Raw genomic sequence first — 22,993 nt, forward strand, 5'->3', positions numbered from 1 at the left:
GATACTCCGTTGGACACATACTGGTCAATACCGGACCAACCTATGCGTCTTCGCCGAACTGCACCCGGACTCTCTCCCAAATGTGTACCACACAGCACCCCTGTGTGTGATGTTCTCTGGGCGGAACGCCACGACCAGCGACGGCCAGTGCTCCCCTCGAGCGAGAGACTCGCGGACGAGGATATCGGTTACCCTCGCCTCCGAGCTGGCCTTCTACCCTCATCTTTGTTCAAAATAGCACAACTATCGGTATTAGTCGACTAAATTGGAACTACGCTTTGAAACGACAATATTATCTATTTTTACAGGCGTGAACAGCTCTCGACGAGATCGGCGCGGGATACCGACCAGACGCGCCGACCGCCAGCCCTGCCCGGAACGCACCACCTAAATGCGACCACCTCACACGGTTCGGTAATGAACGGTAACAGTTTCGGGCGGCTCTTCCGGTTCACGACGTTCGGCGAGAGTCACGGCGAGGCGATGGGGTGTACCGTGTCGGGGTGTCCCGCCGGCGTACCCATCGACGAGGAGACGGTCCAGCGCGAACTCGACCGGCGCAAGCCCGGCCAGTCGATGATCACCACCTCGCGGGGCGAACCCGACGAGGTGTCCATCAAGTCCGGCGTACAGGACGGTTACACCACGGGCACGCCCATCGGGATGGTCATCCAGAACAAGGACGCCCGCTCGGGCAAGTACGAGCCGTTCGTCACGGCGCCCCGGCCCTCACACGGCGACTACACCTACTCGTCGAAGTTCGGGACGCGCAACTGGGGCGGCGGCGGACGCTCCTCGGCCCGCGAGACGGTGAACTGGGTCGCGGCGGGCGCCGTGGCGAAGGCCGTCCTCGAGGCGAGCGACCACGACGTGCAGATCAAGGCCCACGTCAACCAGATCGGCGACATCGAGGCCCCCGAGGTGACGTTCGAGGAGATTCTCGAACACAGCGAGGCGAACGAGGTCCGCTGTGCTCACCCCGAGACGGCCGAGGAGATGCGCGACGCCATCGACCGGTACCAGGAGGAGGGCGACTCCATCGGCGGCTCCATCTACTTCGAGGCACGTGGCGTGCCACGCGGGCTGGGTGCGCCGCGGTTCGACGCGTTCCCCGCGCGGCTCGGGCAGGCGATGATGGCCATCCCCGCGACCACCGCGTTCGAGTTCGGCCTCGGACGCGAGGCGCGCTCGGTGCGCGGTATCGACCGCAACGAGGACTGGACCCGGATGGGCGACGACGACGCCCCCGACGCCGACGAGGTCGTGGCCGACGAGGGCGACCCCGTCCCCGTGGGCAACGACCACGGCGGCCTGCAGGGCGGCATCACGACCGGCGAGCCCATCTACGGCGAGGTGACGTGGCACGCCCCGACGAGCATCCCGAAGGAGCAGACGACCTACGACTGGGAGACCGAGGAGCACAAGCGCATCCAGGTCGTCGGCCGCCACGACCCGTCGCTCCCGCCGCGCGCGGTGCCCGTCGTCGAGGCGATGCTGTACTGCACGGTGCTGGACTACATGCTGCTCGGCGGGCGCATCAATCCGGACCGTGTCGACAACAGCCCCGGCGAGTACGAGACCGACTACCACCCCTCCTCGCCGCAGAACGACCCCGACGACGCCGATACCGCGGCGACACCGGTCGACCCCGACGACGACTGACGCCCCGTCTCACTCCGACCCTGTTCTCGTGGCGGTCCCCTCCGACGTGCCGACCGGCTCCCGGGTGCTCTCGACGGTGACGCGGAAGTCGCCGTCGCCGAAGCGGAAGCGCCGGCCGCCGGTCCGGAACTCGACACGCCGGAGCGCCCCCCGCGTCACGCCGTCGTTCGTCCGGAGGCGGACCTGTTCGACGCCCTCGACGAAGGGGAGCGTGTTCCGGAGCCCCCGCGAGCGCATCGCCTGCTCCGGCAGGAGGCGGGGGAGCCCACCGCCCACCTCGGTCACCGTCGGCCGAGGGGTGGCCGTCCGGTCGCCGAGCGGGAGCCGGTCGAGGACCAGCGTCCGCGGCTCGTCGTCCGCGTCGTCGCGGGGCGGATCGGTCTCGACCACGACCCGGTCGCCGTCGCGGGTCGCCGTGGCGTCGGCGGTCGGCCGTACGGTCGTCGCCGGCGCGACCAGTTCGACCAGCGCCGCCGGGCGATCCTCGTCGTCGGTCGCCCCCGCCGCGATACCGTAGCGGCCGCCGCCGAGGAAGCCCAGCCGATGATCGAAGGGCTCGAACCCTCCGGGAACCTCGCTCGCCGGGCCGTGTGCCAGCCCGAACCGCCACCGATGCTGGCCGCCGGGCGGAACGAACCGCGCGGTCGCGTCCCTGAACAGCGGTCCCACCTCGTACCAGTCGCCGTCGAAGAGCCGGTAGACCGCCCAGTCGCTCGCGCGGACCGCCTCGCGGGAGTGGTTGACCAGCGTCAGCGTCACGGCGGCCGGCGGGTCGACCCGCTCGACGTCCGGGCGGAGGTAGACGTCCGCTCGCGGGGAGAGCTGGTGGTACCAGAGCGTCGCCCGGCCCTGGGGGAGCGGCGGGGTGGACCCCTCGAAGCGGGAGTCCACCGTCGGTCCAGGTGCATCCCGGTCCCAGGCCGACAGCGAGAGGCCGGCAGGGGCACTCGCCTCACTCACGTACCGGCCGGCCAGCGGCGCGGTCGCGTCCGGCCCCGCGACCAGGCGGAACTCCCCGAGGAGCGTCGCGTCGGCGGGTATCTCCCCCCGGTCCGGGAGCCAGTCGCGGGGGGGCTCGGCCAGCCGCCAGAACCGGCCGGCCGACCCACTCGCCAGTTCCACGTCCGGCACGCGCTCGGCGAAGGCCGACCCCGGTGCCGGCACGAGATAGCACGCTGTCGTGCCGGTCGCGGAGTCCGTCTCGGACCCGTCCTGTCGGGTCAACCGGGATCGGGGCGCGAACGGCGGGAGGTCGAACGGGGCCGTCACGGGTCCTGGCGCGCGCAGACTGAGGCGAGCACCGACCCGGGCGGGTTCCTCGGCCGTCGCCTCGCGGGCGAACCGCACCCGGACAGTGAGGCCTCCCCGAGAATATCCGGGTGGGTTGAGGGCGAGGGTCCGACCCGTGAGTGCGTCGAACCCGAACACGGCGGCCGCGAGACCCAGCTCGCGCTCGAACGGGTCGGGCGTCGGACGCGGCGTGTCCGTCGGGACGGGTGCCGGCGTCAGCGTCCGCCCCGACTGGTCCGGATCACCGTCGCCGGAGAGCCCGGAACAGCCCGCCAGCCCGGCGAGTCCGGCGAGGAGTGCACGTCGTCGCACACCCGCACCTCCGGACGGCCGGGATAAATCCCTTCAGGTGACGCAGGCACCCGGGCGCCCCGGACCCGGTGTGGCGCTGTGGCCCCGCCGCGATGTCCCGCGAGCGAACGGCGTCCTCCTGTGCGCCTACCCGTCGAGGTCGTCCTCGTCCCGCTCCCCGTCCGACGCGGGGCCGTCCCACTCCGACCGCAACAGCCCGTAGATGGCGATATCGTGGTAGTCGGCCTCCCGGTAGTACGCCTCCCGCCGGGTCCCCTCGCGGGTGAAGCCCACCTTCTCGACGACCCGGCGGCTGGGGTCGTTGTCCGCCCGGAGGCGTGCCAGAACGGAGTTGGCGTGCAGTTCCGCGAACGCGAAGGCGACGAGTGTCCGGACGGCGTCGGTCGCGTACCCCTTCCCCTGGCCCCCCGGGAGGACGTAGTAGGCTACCTCGGCGACGCGTGCGCGGTCGTCCGTGACGGTGACCCCCGCCCAGCCCAGCACCTCGCCCTCGGCGCGGATGGCACAGGGGACGCCGTCGCTGTCCCCGGAGCGCCGCTCCCGGATCCGCTCGCGGGCCTCCTCGGTCGTCAGCCCGGTCTCGTACGCGCCGGTGGCCCGCATCGCCGGGTGATTGCGCGACTCCCGGTAGGCGTCGACGTGGGTCAGGTCGGAGGGGTCGAGCGGTTCGAGTTCGACGCGCTCGCCCGAGAGGAAGGTCATCGTCAGTACTCCCGCTCGACCAGGTAGTCCGCGATGGCGGCCAGCAGTGCCTTCGGCTCGCCGTCGGGGAGCACCTCGAGGTTCGCCTTGCCCGAGGCGACCAGGTCCAGCGCCGTCTCGCGTGCGTACTGGATGGACCCGGCGGACTCCAGCCGGGCGACCGCCTCGTCCACGTCGGCCTCGCTCACCTCGTCCACCTCGTCCGGAAGGAGGCTCTCCACGTCCACCCCCTGCTCGCGGGCGTGCAGGGTGACGAGCGTCCGCTTGCCCTCGACGAGGTCCGAGCCGCGCTGCTTGCCCAGCTGCTCGGACGGCGTCGTCAGGTCGAGGAGGTCGTCCTGGATCTGGAAGGCGCGGCCGACATCCAGTCCGTAGCCGGCCAGCGATTCGACGGTCTCGTCGTCGGCACCGAGCAGTATCGCCGGAATCGCGGCCGCAGCAGCGTACAGCACGGCGGTCTTGAGCTCGACCATCTCCAGGTACTCGTCCGTGTTCACGTCCTCGCGGCCCTCGAACTCCACGTCGAACGCCTGCCCCTCGCAGATCTCCGTACAGGTCGTGGCCAGGCGGTCGAGGGCCCGGACGGCGCGCTCGGGCGGTGCGCCGGTCTCCAGCATATACTCGAACGCCTTCGAGTAGAGGGTATCGCCGGCGAGGATGGCCGTCTCGAGGTCGAACTCGCGGTGGACGGCCGGCACCCCCCGACGGAGGTCGTCGTCGTCCATGATGTCGTCGTGGATGAGCGTGAACGACTGGATGACCTCGATGGAGACGGCAGCGCTCATCACGTCCACCGGCTCGCCCTCGAGGTCGGGGAGGGCGTCGTAGTCCGTGGCCATCGGCTCGGTGCCGGTGACGGCTTCGGCGACGAGCAGGAGCATCGTGGGCCGGAGTCGCTTCCCACCGGCGTCGAGGAGGTAGCGCGACGCCTCGTAGAGCCGTTCGGGCTCCTGCACGGGGAGTCGGTCGACGATGGCGTCGTTGACCAGCTCACGGCGGTCGTGGATAGCCCGGTCCACATCCACGTCATCGCCGCCTGCGTCCGGGTCGGTCATGGTGGTCGCTCATCGCCGACACTCAAAAGCCCCGCGGGTCTCGTCGGTAGCGTCGCTCGGCTACCGAACCGAGCCCGAGAGGGGTGCCGGAAGGACCGTCGAACGGCGGCCGAGCCCGACCGGGCCGCTACAGCGGCCCCGGGGCGAAGGCGTACACGATGACGAAGAACGCCAGGAGGCCGATGCCGGCGAGCAGCGAGGCGACGGGGACGGCGGCCCCCGCGGCCGCACCCGCGATGAGGGTTCCGACGTAGGCCAGCGTGGCGACGAACACCGCGCCGAGGAGGAGCTTGATGGCCGGACCGATGGCACCGGGGCGTGCCGGTCCGGTCGCACCGCGACGTGAGCGGGGTGGCGTGCTCATGCATGACACACGCTACCGGAGCTACTAAAACTACGGGGCGGTCGACGGACGGCTCCGGGGCAGGAATGGGGCCGCACGGCTCCGGGGCGCGGCATCGCAGGGATGCCCGCCCGCGGTGGCGTTACTCGGTCAGCTGGATGGTGTTGCCGTTGGACGTGACGTGGAGGTCACGGCCCAGCTTGTAGCCCTCGGACTTGCAGAGGTCCGCGTACGGCGCGAACCCCTTCATGTTCTGGTGGGCCGGGATGACGTTCTGGGGCTGGAGCGCGTCCAGCATCGCGTAGTGGCCCTCGCTGTTCAGGTGGCCCGAGACGTGGATGTCGTCGTAGATGCGGGCACCCTGCATCCGGAGCAGCTGCTCGGACTGGTAGCGCTGGCCCTCGTTGGTCGGCTCCGGGATGACCCGTGCCGAGAAGATGACCTTGTCGCCCTGGTCCAGTTCGTAGGGGGTCTCGCCGCGGCCCATCCGGGTGAGCATCGCGCGCGGCTCGCCCTGGTGGCCCGTGACGACGGGGAGGTAGTCCTCCTTGCCCTCGTTCATGATGCGCTTGAACGTGCGGTCCACGCTCTTGCGGTGGCCGTACATGCCGACGTCGTCGAGGAAGTCGACGAAGCCGAGGCGCTCGGCCGTCCCGCTGTACTTCTCCATCGACCGGCCCAGCAGGACCGGCTGGCGCCCGATGTCGCGGGCGAACTCGACGAGGCTCTTCACACGTGCGACGTGGCTGGAGAACGTGGTGGCGACGATGCCGCCGTCGTAGTCCTCGATGGAGGTCATCACGTCCTTCAGGTGGCGCCGGGCGACGGATTCGGAGGGCGTGCGGCCCTTCTTGCCCGCGTTGGTGCAGTCCTCGATGTAACAGAGGACCCCCTCGCCCTCGCGGCCGATCTCGCGGAACCGCTTCATGTCGATGGGGTCGCCGATGACCGGCGTGTGGTCCATGCGCTTGTCGAGGCCGTAGACAACGGCGCCCTCGGGCGTGTGGAGGACGGGGTTGATGGCGTCGATGATGGAGTGGGTGACGTTGACGAACTCGAGCTGGACCTGCCCGGAGTCGCCGATCTGCATCTGCTCGCCGGCCTCCATCTTCTGGAGGTCGTTCTTGACGCCGAACTTCTCCTCGCTCTGGATCTGCTGTTTGACCAGTTCGATGGTAAAGGGCGTCGCCACGATGGGCGCGTCGTACCGGTGGGCGAGCTTGGAGATGGCGCCGATGTGGTCGAGGTGGCCGTGCGTGGGCACGATGGCCTGCACGTCGCCCTCGATGTCGCTCATGACGCGGTCGTCCGGGATGGCCCCCATGTCGATGAGGTCCAGGCTGTGCATCCGCTCGGTCTCGACGTTGTCGTGAATGAGGACCTTCGACAGGTTGAGCCCCATGTCGAAGACGACGACATCGTCGCCAGCTCGGACGGCAGTCATCTGCCGACCGACCTCCTCGTAGCCGCCGATTGTCGCGATTTCTACTTCCATGGTTCTGTGCCGAGTGGCCGCCCCGGACGACGGGGGGACCGGCGAGACCGCATAGCTGCGCGGCCGACGACGGGTGGGCGTCCCGCGACCGCAGGGCCCGAACGCGGGCCCGGAGGCCGGTCCAGCGGCTCCAAGCGGAGCCGTGGCCGGGGCGTGCCGACCGTCGGCGGGTCGTCGGGCGGATTCCGGTCGGCCCCACGAACCGTGGAGCCGGCCCGGATCGTTCCCGACGACGCTGCCGGTCGCCCCCCGTACGCGTTCCCGGGGCGACCGATGCTCGGTTACCTGCAGGTCCGGAGCGCAGGCGTATAAGTTCGGGGGTTCGACCTCGGAGGGGGGTTCAGCCCGGGCGACACGCCTTAGCCCCTCGGTGCCGCACGAGTCGGTATGTCCGCCGACCTCGCCGAGAAGACCGACCGCTACGAGCGACTGCTCGCCGAGGCGCTCGACGCCGCCGAGCCGGTCGCGCCCGCCGACACACCGCTCGATGCGGCCGCGGCAGAGTTCGAGGAGATGGCCCACTCGTACCTCGAGGACGGACGGCACTTCCGGGAGGAGGAGGACCTCGTGAACGCGCTGGCGGCGTTCTCGTACGGCCACGCGTGGCTCGATGCGGGCGCCCGCATCGGCCTGTTCGACGTGCCCGACGAGGGGCATCTGTTCACAGTCTGAGCCCCGGGACGAACCTCCACCCGGGCTGGCGGCCACGCCACCGCGGAGCCGTCCGCGTCATGGCGCAGTCCCTGGACGGAATTGGGTGAGAGTGTGAACCGAGCGGGGCGGAAACTCGGAATATCGCTTTACAGGGCCTCTCCATCGTTGAGGTGTATGCATCGACGGATATCCGTGCTGATGATCGCCGCGGCACTCGTCCTCTCCGGGATGACGATGGGTGTCGGGGCGGTCGGTGCGACAGCCACCGACGCCGAGTCGGGCGGCTCACAGGCAGTATCGACGACGACAGATTCGGCCGCGCTCTCGCACGTCGCGAGCGCGACCCTGGACAACCAGACCAGTGGCGGCACCACCGTCACGGTCCGGCAGGTCTACGTCCCGGACGGCGGGTTCGTGACCATCCACGACGCCTCCGTCAACGACGGCGGCGCGAAGGTCCTCTCCAGCGTTCGCGGGAGCTCGAACTACCTCTCGCCGGGTAACCACACGAACGTCACCGTTCGGCTGGACGACCCCATCGAGAACACCACGACGCTCGTCGCGATGCCCCACAAGGACACCGACGGCGACCGCATCTACGAGTTCGTCTCGGGGAACGCCGAGATCGACGGCCCGTACACGGCCGACGGCGAGATCGTCGTCGACGTGGGGACGGTCACCGCGTCCGCGACGGTCTCGATCTCCGACCAGCCGACCGACGGCTCCAGCGTCGTCGTCGACCGGACGGAGATGGCCAACGGCGGCTTCGTCGCCATCCACGACTCGTCGCTCCTCGACGGGGCGACCTTCGAGAGCGTCCGTGGCGTGAGCCCGAAGCTGGGCGCCGGCGTCCACGAGGACGTCCGCGTCACGCTCGACGAGCCGCTACAGAACGACGACACAGTCATCCCGATGCCGCACCGTGACACGGACGACGACGGGTCGTACGACTTCGTCACGAGCAACGGCGAGGACGACGGTCCCTACACGGACAAGGACGGGAACATCGTCCTCGACTCCGCGAGCGCGGAGCTGACCGACACGGCGAACGTCACGATGGCCGACGAGGTCAGTGGTGGGAACCTCGTGACGGTCGATTCCGTCTTCCTCCCCGAGGGCGGCTTCGTCACCGCACACGACGGGAACGTCTCGGACGACGCGTTCGGCTCCGTCCGGGGTACCTCCGAGTACCTCGGCCCGGGCTACCACGAGAACGTCCACATCGTGCTGGACGAGCCGTTCACGGACGACAACGCGACCGTCGTCCCGATGGCCCACAAGGACACGAACGACAACGAGCGCTACGACTTCGTCCGTAGCGAGGGCAACAACGACGGCCCGTACACGGACGATAACGGCGCGGTCATCGACCAGGCGACGCTGGACATCGCGGCCAACTTCCACATCGAGAACCAGCCCTCCGACGGTCGGACGGTCGTCGTCGAGCACGTCGACCTCTCCGAGGACGGCTACGTCACCATCCACGACGCCTCGCTCAACGCGGGCGCCGTGACCGGCAGCGTCCGGGGCTCTTCGGAGTACCTGGAGGCCGGCTACTACGACAACGTCACGGTCACGCTGGACGACCCGCTCCGCCAGTCGACGACGGTGGTCCCGATGGCCCACCGAGAGACGGACGGCGACGAGTCGTACGACTTCGTCACCAGCGGCGGGAACGACGACGGGCCCGTGACGACGAACGACGGCGGTCTCGTCATCGACCTGGCGAAGGCGACGGTGGACTCCCAGGTCACCTTCGAGGCACAGACCACCTCTGACACGAACGTCACCGTGCAGTCCGCGACGCTCCACGACGGCGGCTTCGTCACCATCCACGACGCGAGCCTGCTGGAGGGCGCGGTCTTCGACAGCGTCCGGGGTACCTCCGCGTACCTCGGTCCCGGCACGCACGAGAACGTGAGCGTCTCCCTCGACTCGCTCGAGGAGTCGACCACGCTCATCGCGATGCCCCACTACGACACGAACGACAACCAGCAGTACGACTTCGTCACCAGCGAGGGCGCCGCCGACGGTCCCTACGTGGCGAAGGACATCGTCGTGGCGCCCGCCACGGTGAACGTCTCCGACGTGGGGATGGGCGCCGGGAACGCGAGCGCGACGGTCACGCTGAACGACCAGACCGCCAACGGGCAGGCCTCCTCCGTGGACGTGGCGAGCGCGACCCTCTCGCAGGGTGGCTTCGTCACCATCCACGACGGGAGCCTCCTCGACGGTGACGTCTTCGACTCCGTGCGGGGCACCTCCGACTACCTGGAGGCTGGCTCGCACGAGGATATCAGCGTCTCCCTCGACGACCCGTACACCGAGTCCGGATCCATCATCGCGATGCCGCACACGGACTCGAACGACAACGAGGCGTACGACTTCGTCAGCTCCGAAGGTGGCGCTGACGGGCCGTACACGAGCGGCGGCGACGCAGTCGTCGCCCCCGCGAGCCTCACGGTCCGGTCGGCGTCGGTCACCTTCGAGGACCAGGAGACCGAGGGTGACTCCCTGACGGTCGCCTCGGTCACGATGTCTCAGGGCGGCTTCGTCACCATCCACGACGCGACGGTCGGCGACGACGCCATCGGCTCCGTGCGCGGTACCTCCAGCTACCTGGAGGCCGGCACGAGCGAGGACGTCGAGGTCTCGCTGGACACCCCCGTCGAGGCGTCGGGGCAGTTCTTCGCGATGCCGCACCTCGACACCGACGGCGACGAGACGTACGACTTCGTCTCCAGCGAGGGCGCCGCCGACGGCCCCTACGTGACCGCCGAGAGCGAGATCGTCCTCGCGCCCGCGCAGGTCACGCTGGCCGACGGCGCGACCGACACCGAGATGGGTGGCGACGGCGGGAGCGACGACACGCCCGAGACCACTGAATCCGGCGGTCAGCCCGGCTTCGGCGTGGTCGTCGCGGTGCTCGCCCTGCTGGGCGCGGCACTGCTCGCCCGTCGGAGCTGAACCACCGGGACGCCCCGGTAGCTTCAAGAACCTGCTTCCGACATTCTTTTATATCATTATTTCACATGGCCGGTGCACCGTCCTGTTCCTGAATGGACGAATTCGGCGGTTAGGAGCCACCAGGGTCGTGGTAACGGCTCACACGAGAGCGAAATGTTTAAGTAGATTTCGGCCTTACTGTGGGTAAGGAGTCGTCCCGCCGGATTTCTTTCGTCTACCCGGCCCGGCAGAGGGGCGTCTCTCGCACCCACAATGAGTGATACCACGACACTCCGAACACAGGAGCACACCAGCGAGGCAGAGCGGACGCGCGAGGCCGAGGAGGAGACGGTCTGCCCCGAGTGCGGCGGCCGGCTCGAGACGGACAGCGAGCACGGCGAGGTCGTCTGCAGCGACTGCGGTCTCGTCGTAGAGGAGGACGCCGTCGACCGCGGGCCCGAGTGGCGCGCGTTCGACGCCAGCGAGCGCGACAGCAAGAGCCGCGTCGGCGCCCCGACGACGAAGATGATGCACGACAAGGGGCTCTCGACCAACATCGGCTGGCAGGACAAGGACGCCTACGGCAACAGCCTGTCCTCGCGCCAGCGCCAGAAGATGCAGCGCCTGCGGACCTGGAACGAGCGGTTCCGGACCCGCGACTCGAAGGAGCGTAACCTCAAGCAGGCGCTCGGCGAGATCGACCGGATGTCCAGCGCGCTGGGCCTCCCCGAGAACGTCCGCGAGACCGCGAGCGTCATCTACCGCCGCGCGCTCGCGGAGAACCTGCTGCCCGGGCGCTCCATCGAGGGCGTCGCCACCGCCGCGGTGTACGCTGCGGCCCGGCAGGCTGGCGTCCCGCGGAGCCTCGACGAGATCAGCGTGGTCTCGCGTGTCGACCGCATGGAGCTCACCCGGACCTACCGCTACATCGTGCGGGAGCTGAACCTCGAGATCGCCCCGGCGGACCCGGAGAGCTACATCCCCCGGTTCGCGAGCGACCTCGAGCTGAGCGACGAGGTCGAGCGCCGCGCCCGGGACCTCGTCGAGGACGGCCGCGAGGCCGGCCTCCTCTCGGGCAAGTCGCCCGTCGGACTCGCTGCCGCCGCGGTGTACGCCGCGGCCCTGCTCTGCAACGAGAAGGTCACCCAGAGCGAGGTCAGCGAGGTCGCCAGCATCTCCGAGGTCACCATCCGCAACCGGTACAAGGAGCTGCTCGAAGCGGCCGAGGTCATCACGGCCTGATCGCCGCGTGGGTGCTCGTCGCGGGCCCACCCGGCTCGCGACAGCGACCGAACCGGTCCGCCGACACATCGTCGGACCGGTGACAACGTTTTTGCGTCCCCTGCTCGTTCAGCGACGGTATGGAAGAGACGTACGCACGATTGCTCTGCCCCGAGTGTGGCAAGAACTGGGAGTCCTCGCCCAGCGACCTCCCCGAGGTCTCGACCACGTTCCACTGCCCGGCCTGCCACGCCACGCGCCGTCTCTCCGAGTTCGCCCGGACCGAGCACGACCTGAAGACGATGAAGCAGTTCTGATAGGGCAATTGTACACTCCGTATCGGTAGTATTGCAGTATTGTGGTGAGATTTCCTCTCCAAATCTGCGGATAAATCGAGAGGGTCGCTTAGAGGGGTCCGTACTGGAGACCGTGCGGGCGCGTCAGCTCCCCGTGGCGGACCGCGCCCCGCAGGCGTCGCACTGGAGCAGTTCCGCGCCGCCCTCGCGGACGATGTTGGTGTCGGGGAGGCCACACTCCGGACAGCGGACGTAGGCCTCGGCGTACTCCTCGATGGCGTCCTGGACACGGGCCTGTCGGAAGTCGCCGGTGAGCCGCAGGCGGCCCCGTTCGTCGATGGACGCGCTGGTCCCGAGCTCGTTCTGGACGTACTTCATCACGTGGTCCGCCTCGCGGTCGAGCCGGTCGATGGTGTCCTGGAAGTTCTCGAACACCGTGGCGTTCCCCTCCTGCCGGACCTCGACATCGGGCACCTGGAAGCGGTCGCCGCTCCCCTCGATGTCGGGGGTCTCCTCGAGCGCGCGGTCGAGGTGGTCGTCGTAGCTCATATGCCGCCGTATCGGGCCGGTCCCCATAGGTTTCACGTTGCCCGCGGCCCAGCGCGGACGACCCCGGTGGCCCCAACCCCGGGTCACCGATGTCGCCGACGGGAGACGACCACCGGCAGTAGTTGCCACCAAGCACGTGGGGTGTTCCCAAGCCGAATCGGCCGTTCACAGCCCGTAGCGCCCCCGAAATGACACTCCATGTTAACGTCACTCAGGATAATACTATAACCATCCAGTGGTAAGGCGCGGGTGGCTATGAAGAAGCAGGAACTCATCCATCTCCACGGCCTGCTTGCAGAGGTACGCAATCACTACGAGCAGCGCACAGGCGACGACGTCGCCGCCACCGAGTACCAGAACCTCGGCGTGCGACCGACGTCCATCCACAAGTCCAAGACCGACCACAAGGCCGCGGTCTTCGCGCTTGCCGATGGTATCACCGAGGAAATGACCGAAGAGGTCGCGGAACCGGTCGCCGCCGACTGAACGCGACCAGCGCGTTATCCAGTCCATCACCCCCTCCAGCGGCGGCTCCGTCACGCGGGCGACGGACCCCGCGAGTGTCGGCTACCGGTTGAGTCAGTCCTCGATGAGCTCCTCGAACTCCGGGAGGACATCGTCATCGTCGTCATCGAGCCCGACATCGAGGTCGAGCTGGTCCTCGATGGCCTCCTCGTCGCCCGATTCCGGCTCCGCCTCCTCGCCCTCCGTCCCCGAGTCCGACTCGTCCTCGTCCGCGTCCTCGATGACCTCCACCTCCAGCACCTCCAGGGGGATGTTCTCGAGTCGCTGGCCGATCTCCTTGCGCGCGATGCGCGCGGCGTGCTCGTCGCGCTCGACGTTGAAGACGGTCATCTCCAGTTCCAGCGCCACCAGTCCCTCGTCGGCGGCGATGAACGCGGGCTCCAGCTCGTCGCCGCAGTGCGGGCACGACCGCTCGCCCATCTCGATCTCGACGTAGTTGAGGTCCGGGTTGAGCATCTCACCCGTCTTCGAGATGGCGATCCGAACCGCCTCGTCGGCACTCCCGACGTCGTAGACGGGCACCGCCGCCTCCACGACAACGCGACAATCCATACCCAGACAACGATTCGCACGCAGGCGACAAGAAGTTTGCCCGGGTACGGAAACGCAAGCCGGATGCCACCCCCGCACCGAGTCGGGGTATGCACAGTGGCCGTCTCCCCGTCTCCGAGTTCGCCGGGGGGTTCGACCTCCAGTCGACGCTCGAGAGCGGGCAGACCTACGTCTGGGGCCGCCCCGACGGCGGGATGTTCACGGACGAGGTCGCCTGGGGCGGCGACGCCTGGTACCACACCGTCCTGCCGGCGACCGAGACGGGGACGAACGAGCCGGAGGTGCTCCGATGCCGGCTCACCGGCGGGGCGCTGGAGTGGGAGGCCTCGACACCCGAGGCACCCCGGCACCTGACGCGCCTGCTCCGGCTGGACGACGACCTCGATGCCATCGTCGAGTCGACGCCCGACCTTCCGCTCCTCCGGCGGGCGTACGAGGCGTACGGCGGGATGCGACTGGTCGAGGACCCCTCGTTCGCCTGCCTCATCTCGTTCATCTGCTCGGCCCAGATGCGCGTCTCGCGCATCCACGGGATGCAGCGACGGCTCGCACGCGAGTACGGCGACACCGTCGAGTTCGACGGGCGGACCTACCACGCCTTCCCCACCCCGGACCAGCTCGCCGCCGCCAGCGAGGCCGACCTCCGCGACCTGTCGCTGGGCTACCGCGCGCCGTACGTCCAGCGGACCGCCGAGATGGTCGCCGAGGGCGAGGCCCACCCCGACGAGGCCCGGGAGCTGGAGTACGAGGCCGCGCGCGACTACCTCACCCAGTTCGTCGGCGTCGGCGAGAAGGTCGCCGACTGCGTGCTGCTGTTCTCGCTGGACTTCCTCGAGGCGGTCCCTCTCGATACGTGGATCCGCACCGCCATCGAGGAGTACTACCCGGAATGTGACCGCGGCAACTACGCCGAGACCTCACGCGCCATCCGCGACCGCTTCGGCGGCGAGTACGCGGGGTACGCGCAGACGTACGTCTTCTTCTACCTCCGTACCGGCGGCGAGTAGCCCGGACCACCGCCCCCCGAAGTTCAAATACCGGTCCGCACCAGCCCCGCCGTGACCTGACGAGCCAGGACACGGTGGGACGAGCGGCGCGACGCCGACACCGTGTCAGCGGGGCCAGGGGCGTCGCCTGTCAGCCATGCCAGCGTGACCGTCACTCCGTCGTCTCCAGCCACCGGCGGACCCGTTCCGCGACCGTCCCCCGGAAGGCACCCCAGTCGATGTCGACCGCACCCGTGTCGGTGACGCCCCGGAACAGCGCGCCGTGGTTCGCGCGCGTCACGCGGTCGAGCACCGCCTCGAACAGCGGGTCGAACGCGACCGACTCTCCACGCTCCTCCAGCGCCGCTGCCCGCGTCGCGACGAGGTCGTCCGTGACGAACTGCTCGGCCAGCCCCGTCGCGCCGTCGGTCTCCACGCGGACCGTCGGTGGTTCGTCTGGAACGTCCGCCGCCATCAGTCGCACCCGGTGGCCGCGCTTGTCGACGAAGGTCACGCCCGCCGCGGGGCCGTCGTACCACGCCGACGCGGGCAGGTCGTACCCGGCGAGCGGCCGCTGGTCGACCGACCGCTCGCGTTCGACGACGGTGACCGGCGGGGGGCCGAGCCGCTCGAAGACCTGCTGGGCGCGGTCCGGCGGCAGCCATCGCTCCTCGTGGCCGTCCCAGATGGCCGTCCCCATGACGGCCGGGAGCCGGTCCCAGTCGTAGTCGATGCTCCGGTGGTGTGTCGCCGCCCCGGCGAAGGTGTAGCGCGCCGGCTCGTCGACCGTATCGAGGTAGGCCCCGAGGTCGAAGGCCCGCTCGATGAAGCGACCGGCGTACCCCAGGGTCGGTGGCACCTCCTCGAAGGTCCGCTCGGCGTCGCCGAACCGGAGGTAGCCGGCCGACGCGACCGCGAACCGGACCGCGGCCGCGTCGAGCCACTCGTGGACCCAGACGTGCCCCTGCAGGTGGTCCGACGCGACGTCCGCGAGCGACGGTACCGGCGGGTAGTCTCGCACGGCTCCCGGTGCCGCCGCCGCGAGGATAAGTCCTCGTGCCGAGTGACGCCGCCGGTCAGTCGTCCGCGGGGCGGACCTTGAACCCGTAGCGGGTCACGTTCTCCTGCGTGTACACCCGGCGGACGACCGCCTCGACACGGTCCCCCACGGCGAGTTCCCCGTCCGCCTCGGGGTCGTGGTCTGTCACCTGTGCGGGTGCGCTGACGACCCCGCCGTCCGGGCCGTCGAACGCGACGACGACGACGCCGAACGCGCCGCTGCGGACCTGCTGGGTGGCAAACTCCGGCGGCGCTCCGCCACGGCCGATCCGGGTGACGGCCTCGACGGTGCCGTGACCGGGGAGCGTGACGGCGTCGTACTGGACCAGGGCACCACAGTCCGTGCAGGCCCCCTCCGGCGGGAACGCGAGAGCCCCGCACTCCGGGCAGCGACCGGCGACGAGTCGGTGGCGCTGCGCCAGCGAGCGCTTCCAAGTCGGGACGGGGACGTACGCGCCGCCGCCCTCCGGGTCCTGGCCGTCGAGGTCCCCACGCCGGCGGAGGTACTCGGGGTACGAGAGGTCCAGGTCGCCCTCGATGGCCAGCTCGGCAGCGACGGGTGTCTCGGTCTCGACGAGGAACACGTCGGCGCCGGCACCGCTCCCGTAGGCGGCCGCGAGGACGCGGTCGTGGTCGTCGGCGAGCGCCCGCGCGAGCGACAGCGGGACGCTCGCTGCGCCCGTGTCACCGAGGTCCTGGACCGTCGCGCACGTCTGGATGGCCTCGCTGTCGACACCCAGCGGGCCCGTCGCGCGGTACGGCCGCTTGCCGTCGGGAGCCTGCACCGCGGCGGCCGATACGTCCGGCTCGTCGATGCCCGCATCAGCGGCCGCGCCGGCCAGCGCGTCGTGGAACACCGCACGGTCGTAGCTGGTCACGCCGAGGCCCTGCACGCGGTCGTCACCCGATTCGCGGAATCGCTCGCCGGGCCGCGGTGTCGTGTACTCCCCGTGTGCGACGACTCGTGCGCCCTCGCCGGGGGTCAGCACGAACGCTGCCGCGCCCGCGCCCGCGGCGTGCTCGCGCTCGTCGGGTGGCTCCGCGCGCGGGCAATCCGCGGCCACCACGAGCATGGGCGACCGTTCGGCGTCCAGCGCGGCAGCCAGCGCCCGCATCCCGGCGCGGGTACTCGCCGTGAACTGATGATGGGTCGCCGTCCCCGGCGCACCGAGCATCGACCCGAGCCGGACCACGAGTTCCTCCTCGGCGAGCGGTGGCGTGGTGGTCGCGAGCGACAGCCCTGCGAGTTCGTCGCCGTCGATGCCGGCCGCGTCCAGTGCTCGGCCGGCGGCCGCAGCAGCCATCGTGAGCGTGTCCTCGTCGGCCTCCGCGACGGCCTTCCGCTCGACGCCGGACGCTTCGAAGCGGCCCCAGGCCTCGGCGAACGCGTCCGCGTCGATGCGGAGGCGGGGCGCGTACGCACCGACACCCGTGATGGCGAGGTCGCTCATGCCGTCACCTCCCCGTCCTCGACATCCGACCAGTCGTGTTCGCGCTCGAGGAGGTGGACGACGGCGGCGCCGCCCGAACCGCCGACGTTGTGGGTGAGCCCGACCTCCGGCGCGTCGAGCTGGCGGTCGCCCGCGCCGCCGGTGAGCTGGTCGAACGCCTCCACCACCTGCCCGGCGCCGGTCGCGCCGATGGGGTGGCCCTTCGATTTGAGGCCACCTGACGTGTTGACCGGCGTCTCGCCGTCCGGTCGCGTCGCGCCGCTGGCGATGTACGGGCCGGCCTCGCCGCGCTCGCAGAGGCCGATGTCCTCGTAGGCCATCAGCTCAGCGATGGCGAAGCAGTCGTGGACCTCCGCGAAGTCGAGGTCCTCCGGGCCGGCGCCGGCCCGCTCGTAGGCGGTGTCGGCCGCCCGTCGGGAGGCGGGTACCCCCGAGTAGGTGTCCCGCTGGAACAGCCCGACACGGTCCGACCCCGCACCGACGCCAGCCACGCGGACCCGGGCGTCGGTGAACCGGTCGACGGCGTCCTCGCTGGCGAGCAGCACCGCGGCCGCCCCGTCCGTCGTCGGACAGCAGTGGTACAGCGTCAGCGGGTCGGCCACGGTGGGGGCCGAGGAGGCGTCCTCCAGCGAGCACTCGAAGCCCAGTTGCGCGTGCGGGTTCTTCGCGCCGTTGGCGTGGTTCTTGACGGCGACGTGCGAGAGCTGGTCGACCGTGGTACCGTACTCGCGCATATGCGCCGATGCCATCTGGGCGTAGACGCCCGCGAACGTCGTCCCCGAGAGGCGCTCCCACTCCGTCTCGCCGCTGACGCCGAGCCAGTACCGGACGGCGTCGGAGGAGACGTCGGTCATCACCTCCACGCCGCCCGCGAGGACGAGGTCCGCCATCCCCGACCGGATGGCCTGGACGCCCTGGCGGACGGCGTAGCCCGAAGCGGCGCAGGCGTTCTCGACTCGCGTGGTCGGGATGCCGTCGAGCCCGACGTGCTCGGTGACGGCCGGGCCCGGCAGCCCGAGCTGACGGCCGCCGACACCGAGCGTGCCGATCGTGGCCTCGTCGACGTCGTCGGGTTCGACGGCGGTCCCGTCGAGGGCGTGTTCGAACGCGCTGCGGAACAGCGAGCGGTAGGACTCGTCGGGGAACGACCCGAAGTCGGACTGGCCGGCTCCGACGACGTAGGCATCGCGCATACCGGGGGCGCGGGGGCGGGCGAGGAAAGCGTTCCGACGCCCGCCCGGAGGGGAACTTTCACGCCGCACCGCGGCGACCGCCCGCCATGAGCGATAGCGAGACGGCACCCCGCGTCGGGGTCGACGTCGGCGGCACGTTCACCGACGTGGTGGCGGTGACCGACGGTCGGGTCCGGGTCCACAAGGTCGCCTCGACGCCCGATGCCCCCGACCGTGGTGTCGCGAACGGGCTGGACGAGGCGGCGGCTGCGGGCCTCTCGCTCCCCGACGTGGGCACGCTCGCGCACGGAACGACCGTCGCGACCAACGCCGTCCTCGAGGGCGACTGGGCCGAGACGGCCCTCCTGACGACCGAGGGCTTCCGCGACGTACTGGAGATCGGCCGTCAGGACCGTCCCGACCTGTACGACCTCCACGGCTCGAAGCCCGAGCCGGTCGTACCACGGGACCGCCGGTACGAGGTGAGCGGGCGGCTGGACGAGCGCGGCGTCGAGCTGGAACCGCTCGACGAGGACGCCGTCCGGGCCCTCGCGGCCGATATCGACGCCGACAGCGTGGCGGTGACGCTGCTGTTCGCCTTCGAGAACGCCGACCACGAGGAACAGGTCCGGGCGGTGCTCCGCGATGCCGGGTACGAGGGGTCGATATCCCTGTCCAGCGAGGTGCTCCCCGAGATCCGCGAGTACGAGCGGACGCTCGCGACGGCGCTGAACGCCGGCCTCCGTCCCGTGATGGACCGCTACCTCGGGCGGCTCGACGAGCGAGTCCGGGAGGCGGGTGTCGGTGCCGACCTCCGGGTGATGGCGTCGAACGGCGGGCTGATGGACGCCGACGCGGCCCGGGAGGCGCCGGTCCGGACGCTCCTCTCCGGCCCCGCGGCCGGCGTCCGGGGGGCGGCACACGTCGCCGCCCGACACGGCCACGAGGACCTCCTGACGATGGATATGGGCGGCACCTCGTGCGACGTCTCGCTCGTCCGCGACGGCGAGCCGCTCGTGACGACCGACGTGGAGGTCGGGGACTATCCGGTCGCGACCCCGATGGTCGACGTCCACACGGTCGGCTCGGGTGGCGGCTCCATCGCCCGCATCGACGAGGGTGGCGCGCTCCGCGTCGGCCCTGAATCGGCCGGCGCCGAGCCAGGGCCGGTCTGCTACGGTCGCGGGGGCGACCGCCCGACCGTCACCGACGCGGCGTTCGCGCTCGGGCGCATCGACCCCGGCACCTTCCTCGGTGACATCGGGGGCGCTGGCGAGGCGGCGCACGAGGCCATCGAGCGCGAGGTAGCCGACCCCCTTGGCGCGAGCGTTCGCGAGGCCGCCGCCGGCATCCTGTCGGTCGCAGAGGCCGACACCGCCCGAGCGCTCCGTGTCGTCTCGGTCGAGCGGGGGCACGACCCCCGTGACCTGGCGCTGGTCGCGTTCGGCGGCGCGGGCCCGCTCATCGCGAGCGCCGTCGCGTCCGAGCTCTCGGTGCCGGAGGTCGTCGTCCCCCGTGCCGCGGGGGTGCTCTCGGCGCTCGGGCTGCTGGTGTCGGACCGCTCGTACGACGAGTCCGTCTCGCGGGTCCGGCCCTGGGACGCCGTCGACGTGGTCGACCTCGACGCCGTCTTCGCGGACCTGGAGGAACGCGGCCGTGAGCGCCTCGCGGACGTGCCCGCCGGGCGTCGCCGGCTGGAGCGGGCGCTCGACCTCCGCTACCGAGGGCAGACCTACGACATCACCGTCCGGGCGCCGGATGACCTCGACAGCGAGGCGCTCGACGCGGTGGCCGAGCGGTTCCACGAGGCCCATCGCGAGCGGTACGGACACGCCTCGCCGGACGAGCCGCTGGAGCTGGTGACGGTCCGACTGCGGGCCCGGGGCGTGGTCGACCCCCCGGACCCGGAACCGCCCAGCACGGGTGGCACGGGCGCCGACGCCGTCTCCGCGGAGCGCCCGGTCACCTTCGACGGCCGCACGCGTGACGTGCGGGTGTACGACCGCTCGCGGCTCCCGGCCGGCGAGCGCTTCGAAGGACCCGCCATCGTCGCCGGGAGCGAGTCGACGCTCGTGGTCCGCCCGCCCGACCGCGTCCGGGTGGCCGACGACGGCAGCCTCGTCGTGGAGGTGGGCGCCGATGCCTGATGGCGACACCGACGGTGGGTCGGAGACAGGTGTCGATGTCGACCCGGTGACGCTGGAGGTTGCCCGGAACGCCTGTGCGGCGGTCGCCGAGGAGATGAACGCCACCCTCGTCCGCACCGCGTACTCCCCGAACGTGACCGAGCGCCGGGACTGCTCGTGTGCACTGTTCGACGCCGGCGGTTCGCTCGTCGCGCAGGCAGAGAACATCCCCGTCCACCTCGGCGCGATGCCGTTCTCCGTCACGGCCGCGCTGGAGGCGTTCCCGCCGTCGGAACTGGAACCGGGTGACGCCGTCCTGCTCAACGACCCCTTCCGCGGGGGCGCACACCTGCCCGACCTGACGCTCGTCACGCCGGTATTCACCGACGATGCGGCCGGCGGCGACGACCCCATCGCGTTCGTCGCCAACCGCGCCCACCACGCTGACGTGGGGGGCTCCCGGGCGGGCGGCGTGGCCGCCGACTCGACCGAGATCTACCAGGAGGGGCTGCGCATCCCGCCGGTCAAGCTGTACGAGGGCGGCGAGCCGAACGAGGGCGTCTTCGACACCATCCTGGCGAACGTCCGGACACCGGACGAGCGCCGGGGCGACCTCCGCGCGCAGGTCGCGGCCAACGAGACCGGCGCCGAGCGCTACCGGGAACTCCACGTGCGCTACGGCGGTGACCTGCCCGCCATCACCGCGGCCATCCAGGACTACGCCGAGCGCCGGACCCGGGCCGAGATACGGGAGCTACCCGACGGCGAGTACGCGTTCGCGGACGCGCTCGACGACGATGGTCGCGGGACCGAGGACGTGCGCATCGAGGCGACCGTGGCGGTCGACGACGACGGCATCACGGTCGACTTCGATGGGACGGCCCCACAGACGCGCGGCCCCATCAACGCCGTGTTCGCCGTGACGGCCTCCGCGACCTACTACGCGGTCCGGTGCGTGACCGACCCCGACGTGCCGCCGAACGCCGGGGCGTATCGACCGGTCGAGGTGCGCGCGCCCGAGGGGACCGTCGTGAACCCCGACCCGCCTGCGGCCGTGGTCGGCGGGAACCTCGAAACGTCACAGCGCGTGACCGACGTGGTGCTGGGCGCGCTCGCGGCGTGTGCGCCCGAGCGCGCCGCCGCGGCCGGCCAGGGGACCATGAACAACGTCACCTTCGGCGGCACCGACCCACGGGAGGTCCGCGAGGACGACGGGAGCGGCCGACAGTGGGCCTTCTACGAGACGGGCGGCGGCGGCGCGGGCGCCCACGCCGCGGGTGATGGGATGGACGGCGTCCACGTCCACATGAGCAACACCCTCAACACGCCGGTCGAGGTGCTGGAGACGGCCTACCCGCTCCGCGTGCGTCGGTACACGCTCCGGCCTGACTCGGGCGGCGCCGGGGCGTATCGGGGTGGTCTCGGCCTCCGACGTGACATCGAGGTCCGCGGGGAGACACAGTTCTCGCTGCTCGCGGACCGGCATCGGCACCGGCCGTACGGCCTCGCCGGCGGCGAACCGGGAGCCTCGGGCGCGGCGTTCCACACGCCTGGCGATGCGGGTGCCGGTGGTGACGAAGTGACCGAACGGCTCCCGCCGAAGACCACGCTCGACCTCGACCCGGGCGACGTGGTGAGCGTCCGGTCGCCCGGCGGCGGCGGGTACGGGGACCCTGCCGACCGCGCGGCAGCCGGCATCAAGCGCGACCTGCGGCTGGGGAAACTCTCGGCCGAGGCTGCGCGCGAGCGGTACGGGTACGAGGCCGCTGACGGCGAGAATCCAGAATAACGTGAGAAGTTGCCACTCTTATCAACAATATTCTCCTTATACACTTTACTTCCGTGATTCAGAACTTACGCTCCAGTCACGCGAACTCCCCGAGGCCCGACTGCTCGGTGTCGTCCCGCTCGATGATGCCCGGATGGTCGTTCGTCGGGCTGTTGACCGCGGTCCCGATGCGGTACGCCTCGAGGTCGTCGTCCGGGTAGGGCCGGCACAGCGCGGCCCGCTCCTCGGGATCGCCGTGGAGCCACGTCTCCTCCTCGTCGGGTCGCAGGAGCACCGGCATCCGGTCGTGGAGGTCCGCCATCAGGTCGTTCGGCTCCGTCGTGAGGACGGTGACGCTCCGGAGCGTCCGGTCCACACCGTCCCACTCGCGCCAGACGCCACCCAGCAGCAGCAGGTCGTCCGGTCGGTGGACGCGGTACGGCTCCTTCCCGTGGCCCGTCTCCTGCCACTCGTAGAACCCGGAGGAGGGGACGAGACAGGGGCGCTCGGCCCAGGATTCCCGGAACGCGGGTTTCTCCGCGACGGTCTCGGCGCGGGCGTTGATGAACCCGTCACCGGGGCCCTCCGACCACTCGGGCAGCAGGCCCCAGTGGTGCCGGTCGATGGTGTCCGGGTCGGCGCCCGTGACGACCTCGATGTCGTCGGCCGGGGCGACGTTGTAGCGGGGCCCGTACGCGTCCGGGCGGCTGTGGGTGGCGCAGAGTCGGGCCTCCAGGTCGGCGAGCGGGGGGAACAGCGAGGTGCGGCCGCACATACCCGAGTGCAGGGCGGCCCGGAACGTGGTTCTGTCGGCGCCGGTGAGTGGGAC

At 70.6% G+C, this 22,993-nt stretch carries 20 protein-coding genes and 1 pseudogene; 10 read left to right on the forward strand and 11 right to left on the reverse strand.

Features of this window, described 5'->3' with window-relative positions; translation table 11 throughout:
- Positions 1-417: 417 nt before the first annotated feature.
- Complete coding sequence (gene aroC / locus P2T62_RS09570) at positions 418-1,662, forward strand: chorismate synthase (RefSeq protein WP_276261172.1); 1,245 nt, start codon at positions 418-420, stop codon at positions 1,660-1,662.
- A 9-nt stretch (positions 1,663-1,671) separates the two neighbouring features.
- Here the strand turns inward: aroC and P2T62_RS09575 are convergent, their stop codons facing one another.
- The 5 genes from P2T62_RS09575 to P2T62_RS09595 all read right to left on the reverse strand — a co-directional run bounded on the left by P2T62_RS09575 (position 1,672) and on the right by P2T62_RS09595 (position 6,859).
- On the reverse strand, positions 1,672-3,264 hold the full coding sequence (locus tag P2T62_RS09575) for a hypothetical protein (protein WP_276261173.1): 1,593 nt from the start codon (positions 3,262-3,264) through the stop codon (positions 1,672-1,674).
- A 126-nt stretch (positions 3,265-3,390) separates the two neighbouring features.
- On the reverse strand, positions 3,391-3,966 hold the full coding sequence (locus P2T62_RS09580) for a GNAT family N-acetyltransferase (protein ID WP_276261174.1): 576 nt from the start codon (positions 3,964-3,966) through the stop codon (positions 3,391-3,393).
- A gap of 2 nt (positions 3,967-3,968) precedes the next feature.
- Positions 3,969-5,021: a geranylfarnesyl diphosphate synthase gene (idsA3, locus tag P2T62_RS09585; protein ID WP_276261175.1), complete on the reverse strand. Its 1,053-nt coding sequence runs from the start codon at positions 5,019-5,021 to the stop codon at positions 3,969-3,971.
- Positions 5,022-5,148: 127 nt separating this feature from the next.
- Positions 5,149-5,385 carry a hypothetical protein gene (locus P2T62_RS09590; RefSeq protein ID WP_276261176.1) on the reverse strand — a complete coding sequence of 79 codons (237 nt, stop codon included), beginning with the start codon at positions 5,383-5,385 and terminating at the stop codon, positions 5,149-5,151.
- Positions 5,386-5,506: 121 nt separating this feature from the next.
- Complete coding sequence (locus P2T62_RS09595; protein WP_276261177.1) at positions 5,507-6,859, reverse strand: ribonuclease J; 1,353 nt, start codon at positions 6,857-6,859, stop codon at positions 5,507-5,509.
- 387 nt (positions 6,860-7,246) lie between these two features.
- Here P2T62_RS09595 and P2T62_RS09600 point away from each other — a divergent pair, with 387 nt between their 5' ends.
- The 5 genes and pseudogenes from P2T62_RS09600 to P2T62_RS09615 all read left to right on the forward strand — a co-directional run bounded on the left by P2T62_RS09600 (position 7,247) and on the right by P2T62_RS09615 (position 11,997).
- Positions 7,247-7,531 (forward strand): DUF357 domain-containing protein, encoded by a 285-nt coding sequence (locus tag P2T62_RS09600; RefSeq protein WP_276261178.1) that lies wholly within the window; start codon positions 7,247-7,249, stop codon positions 7,529-7,531.
- A gap of 294 nt (positions 7,532-7,825) precedes the next feature.
- A pseudogene (locus P2T62_RS23530) lies at positions 7,826-8,530 on the forward strand (DUF7282 domain-containing protein); the annotation flags it as partial.
- Positions 8,531-8,569: 39 nt separating this feature from the next.
- Complete coding sequence (locus P2T62_RS09605; protein ID WP_474198282.1) at positions 8,570-10,480, forward strand: DUF7282 domain-containing protein; 1,911 nt, start codon at positions 8,570-8,572, stop codon at positions 10,478-10,480.
- Between the two features lie 252 nt (positions 10,481-10,732).
- Positions 10,733-11,701 (forward strand): transcription initiation factor IIB, encoded by a 969-nt coding sequence (locus tag P2T62_RS09610; protein ID WP_276261180.1) that lies wholly within the window; start codon positions 10,733-10,735, stop codon positions 11,699-11,701.
- Between the two features lie 119 nt (positions 11,702-11,820).
- Positions 11,821-11,997 (forward strand): DUF7836 family putative zinc-binding protein, encoded by a 177-nt coding sequence (locus P2T62_RS09615; RefSeq protein WP_276261181.1) that lies wholly within the window; start codon positions 11,821-11,823, stop codon positions 11,995-11,997.
- 123 nt (positions 11,998-12,120) lie between these two features.
- On the opposite strand, the gene P2T62_RS09620 is transcribed toward P2T62_RS09615, so the two are convergent.
- Positions 12,121-12,525 (reverse strand): translation initiation factor IF-2 subunit beta, encoded by a 405-nt coding sequence (locus P2T62_RS09620; RefSeq protein WP_276261182.1) that lies wholly within the window; start codon positions 12,523-12,525, stop codon positions 12,121-12,123.
- A 255-nt stretch (positions 12,526-12,780) separates the two neighbouring features.
- On the opposite strand from P2T62_RS09620, the gene P2T62_RS09625 reads away from it, so the two are divergent.
- Entirely contained in the window at positions 12,781-13,011 is a 231-nt protein-coding gene (locus tag P2T62_RS09625) for a UPF0058 family protein (RefSeq protein ID WP_276261183.1), read from the forward strand.
- 93 nt (positions 13,012-13,104) lie between these two features.
- Here the strand turns inward: P2T62_RS09625 and P2T62_RS09630 are convergent, their stop codons facing one another.
- Entirely contained in the window at positions 13,105-13,602 is a 498-nt protein-coding gene (locus tag P2T62_RS09630; RefSeq protein ID WP_276261184.1) for a DUF555 domain-containing protein, read from the reverse strand.
- An 89-nt stretch (positions 13,603-13,691) separates the two neighbouring features.
- Between P2T62_RS09630 and P2T62_RS09635 the strand changes: the two genes are divergently transcribed.
- Positions 13,692-14,609, forward strand: a complete 918-nt coding sequence (locus P2T62_RS09635) for a DNA-3-methyladenine glycosylase family protein (RefSeq protein ID WP_276261185.1) — start codon at positions 13,692-13,694, stop codon at positions 14,607-14,609.
- Between the two features lie 151 nt (positions 14,610-14,760).
- On the opposite strand, the gene P2T62_RS09640 is transcribed toward P2T62_RS09635, so the two are convergent.
- From P2T62_RS09640 to P2T62_RS09650, 3 genes are read right to left on the reverse strand one after another with little or no spacing between them, the layout of a single operon-like run.
- Positions 14,761-15,609: a hypothetical protein gene (locus P2T62_RS09640; RefSeq protein ID WP_276261186.1), complete on the reverse strand. Its 849-nt coding sequence runs from the start codon at positions 15,607-15,609 to the stop codon at positions 14,761-14,763.
- A 55-nt stretch (positions 15,610-15,664) separates the two neighbouring features.
- On the reverse strand, positions 15,665-17,098 hold the full coding sequence (locus P2T62_RS09645; RefSeq protein ID WP_276261187.1) for a zinc ribbon domain-containing protein: 1,434 nt from the start codon (positions 17,096-17,098) through the stop codon (positions 15,665-15,667).
- Positions 17,095-18,291, reverse strand: a complete 1,197-nt coding sequence (locus tag P2T62_RS09650) for a thiolase domain-containing protein (RefSeq protein WP_276261188.1) — start codon at positions 18,289-18,291, stop codon at positions 17,095-17,097. The genes P2T62_RS09645 and P2T62_RS09650 overlap by 4 nt, the downstream gene beginning before the upstream one ends.
- A gap of 86 nt (positions 18,292-18,377) precedes the next feature.
- Here P2T62_RS09650 and P2T62_RS09655 point away from each other — a divergent pair, with 86 nt between their 5' ends.
- Both P2T62_RS09655 and P2T62_RS09660 read left to right on the forward strand, forming a co-directional pair.
- Positions 18,378-20,417 (forward strand): hydantoinase/oxoprolinase family protein, encoded by a 2,040-nt coding sequence (locus P2T62_RS09655; RefSeq protein ID WP_276261189.1) that lies wholly within the window; start codon positions 18,378-18,380, stop codon positions 20,415-20,417.
- Positions 20,410-22,185, forward strand: coding sequence for a hydantoinase B/oxoprolinase family protein (locus P2T62_RS09660; protein ID WP_276261190.1), 1,776 nt, complete (start codon positions 20,410-20,412; stop codon positions 22,183-22,185). The genes P2T62_RS09655 and P2T62_RS09660 overlap by 8 nt, the downstream gene beginning before the upstream one ends.
- 76 nt (positions 22,186-22,261) lie before the next feature.
- On the opposite strand, the gene P2T62_RS09665 is transcribed toward P2T62_RS09660, so the two are convergent.
- Positions 22,262-22,939 (reverse strand): SOS response-associated peptidase, encoded by a 678-nt coding sequence (locus P2T62_RS09665; RefSeq protein WP_276261191.1) that lies wholly within the window; start codon positions 22,937-22,939, stop codon positions 22,262-22,264.
- Between the last annotated feature and the right edge of the window lie 54 nt (positions 22,940-22,993).

The organism is Haloglomus litoreum, from assembly GCF_029338515.1.
In the GTDB taxonomy this organism is placed as follows: Archaea; Halobacteriota; Halobacteria; order Halobacteriales; family Haloarculaceae; genus Haloglomus; species Haloglomus litoreum.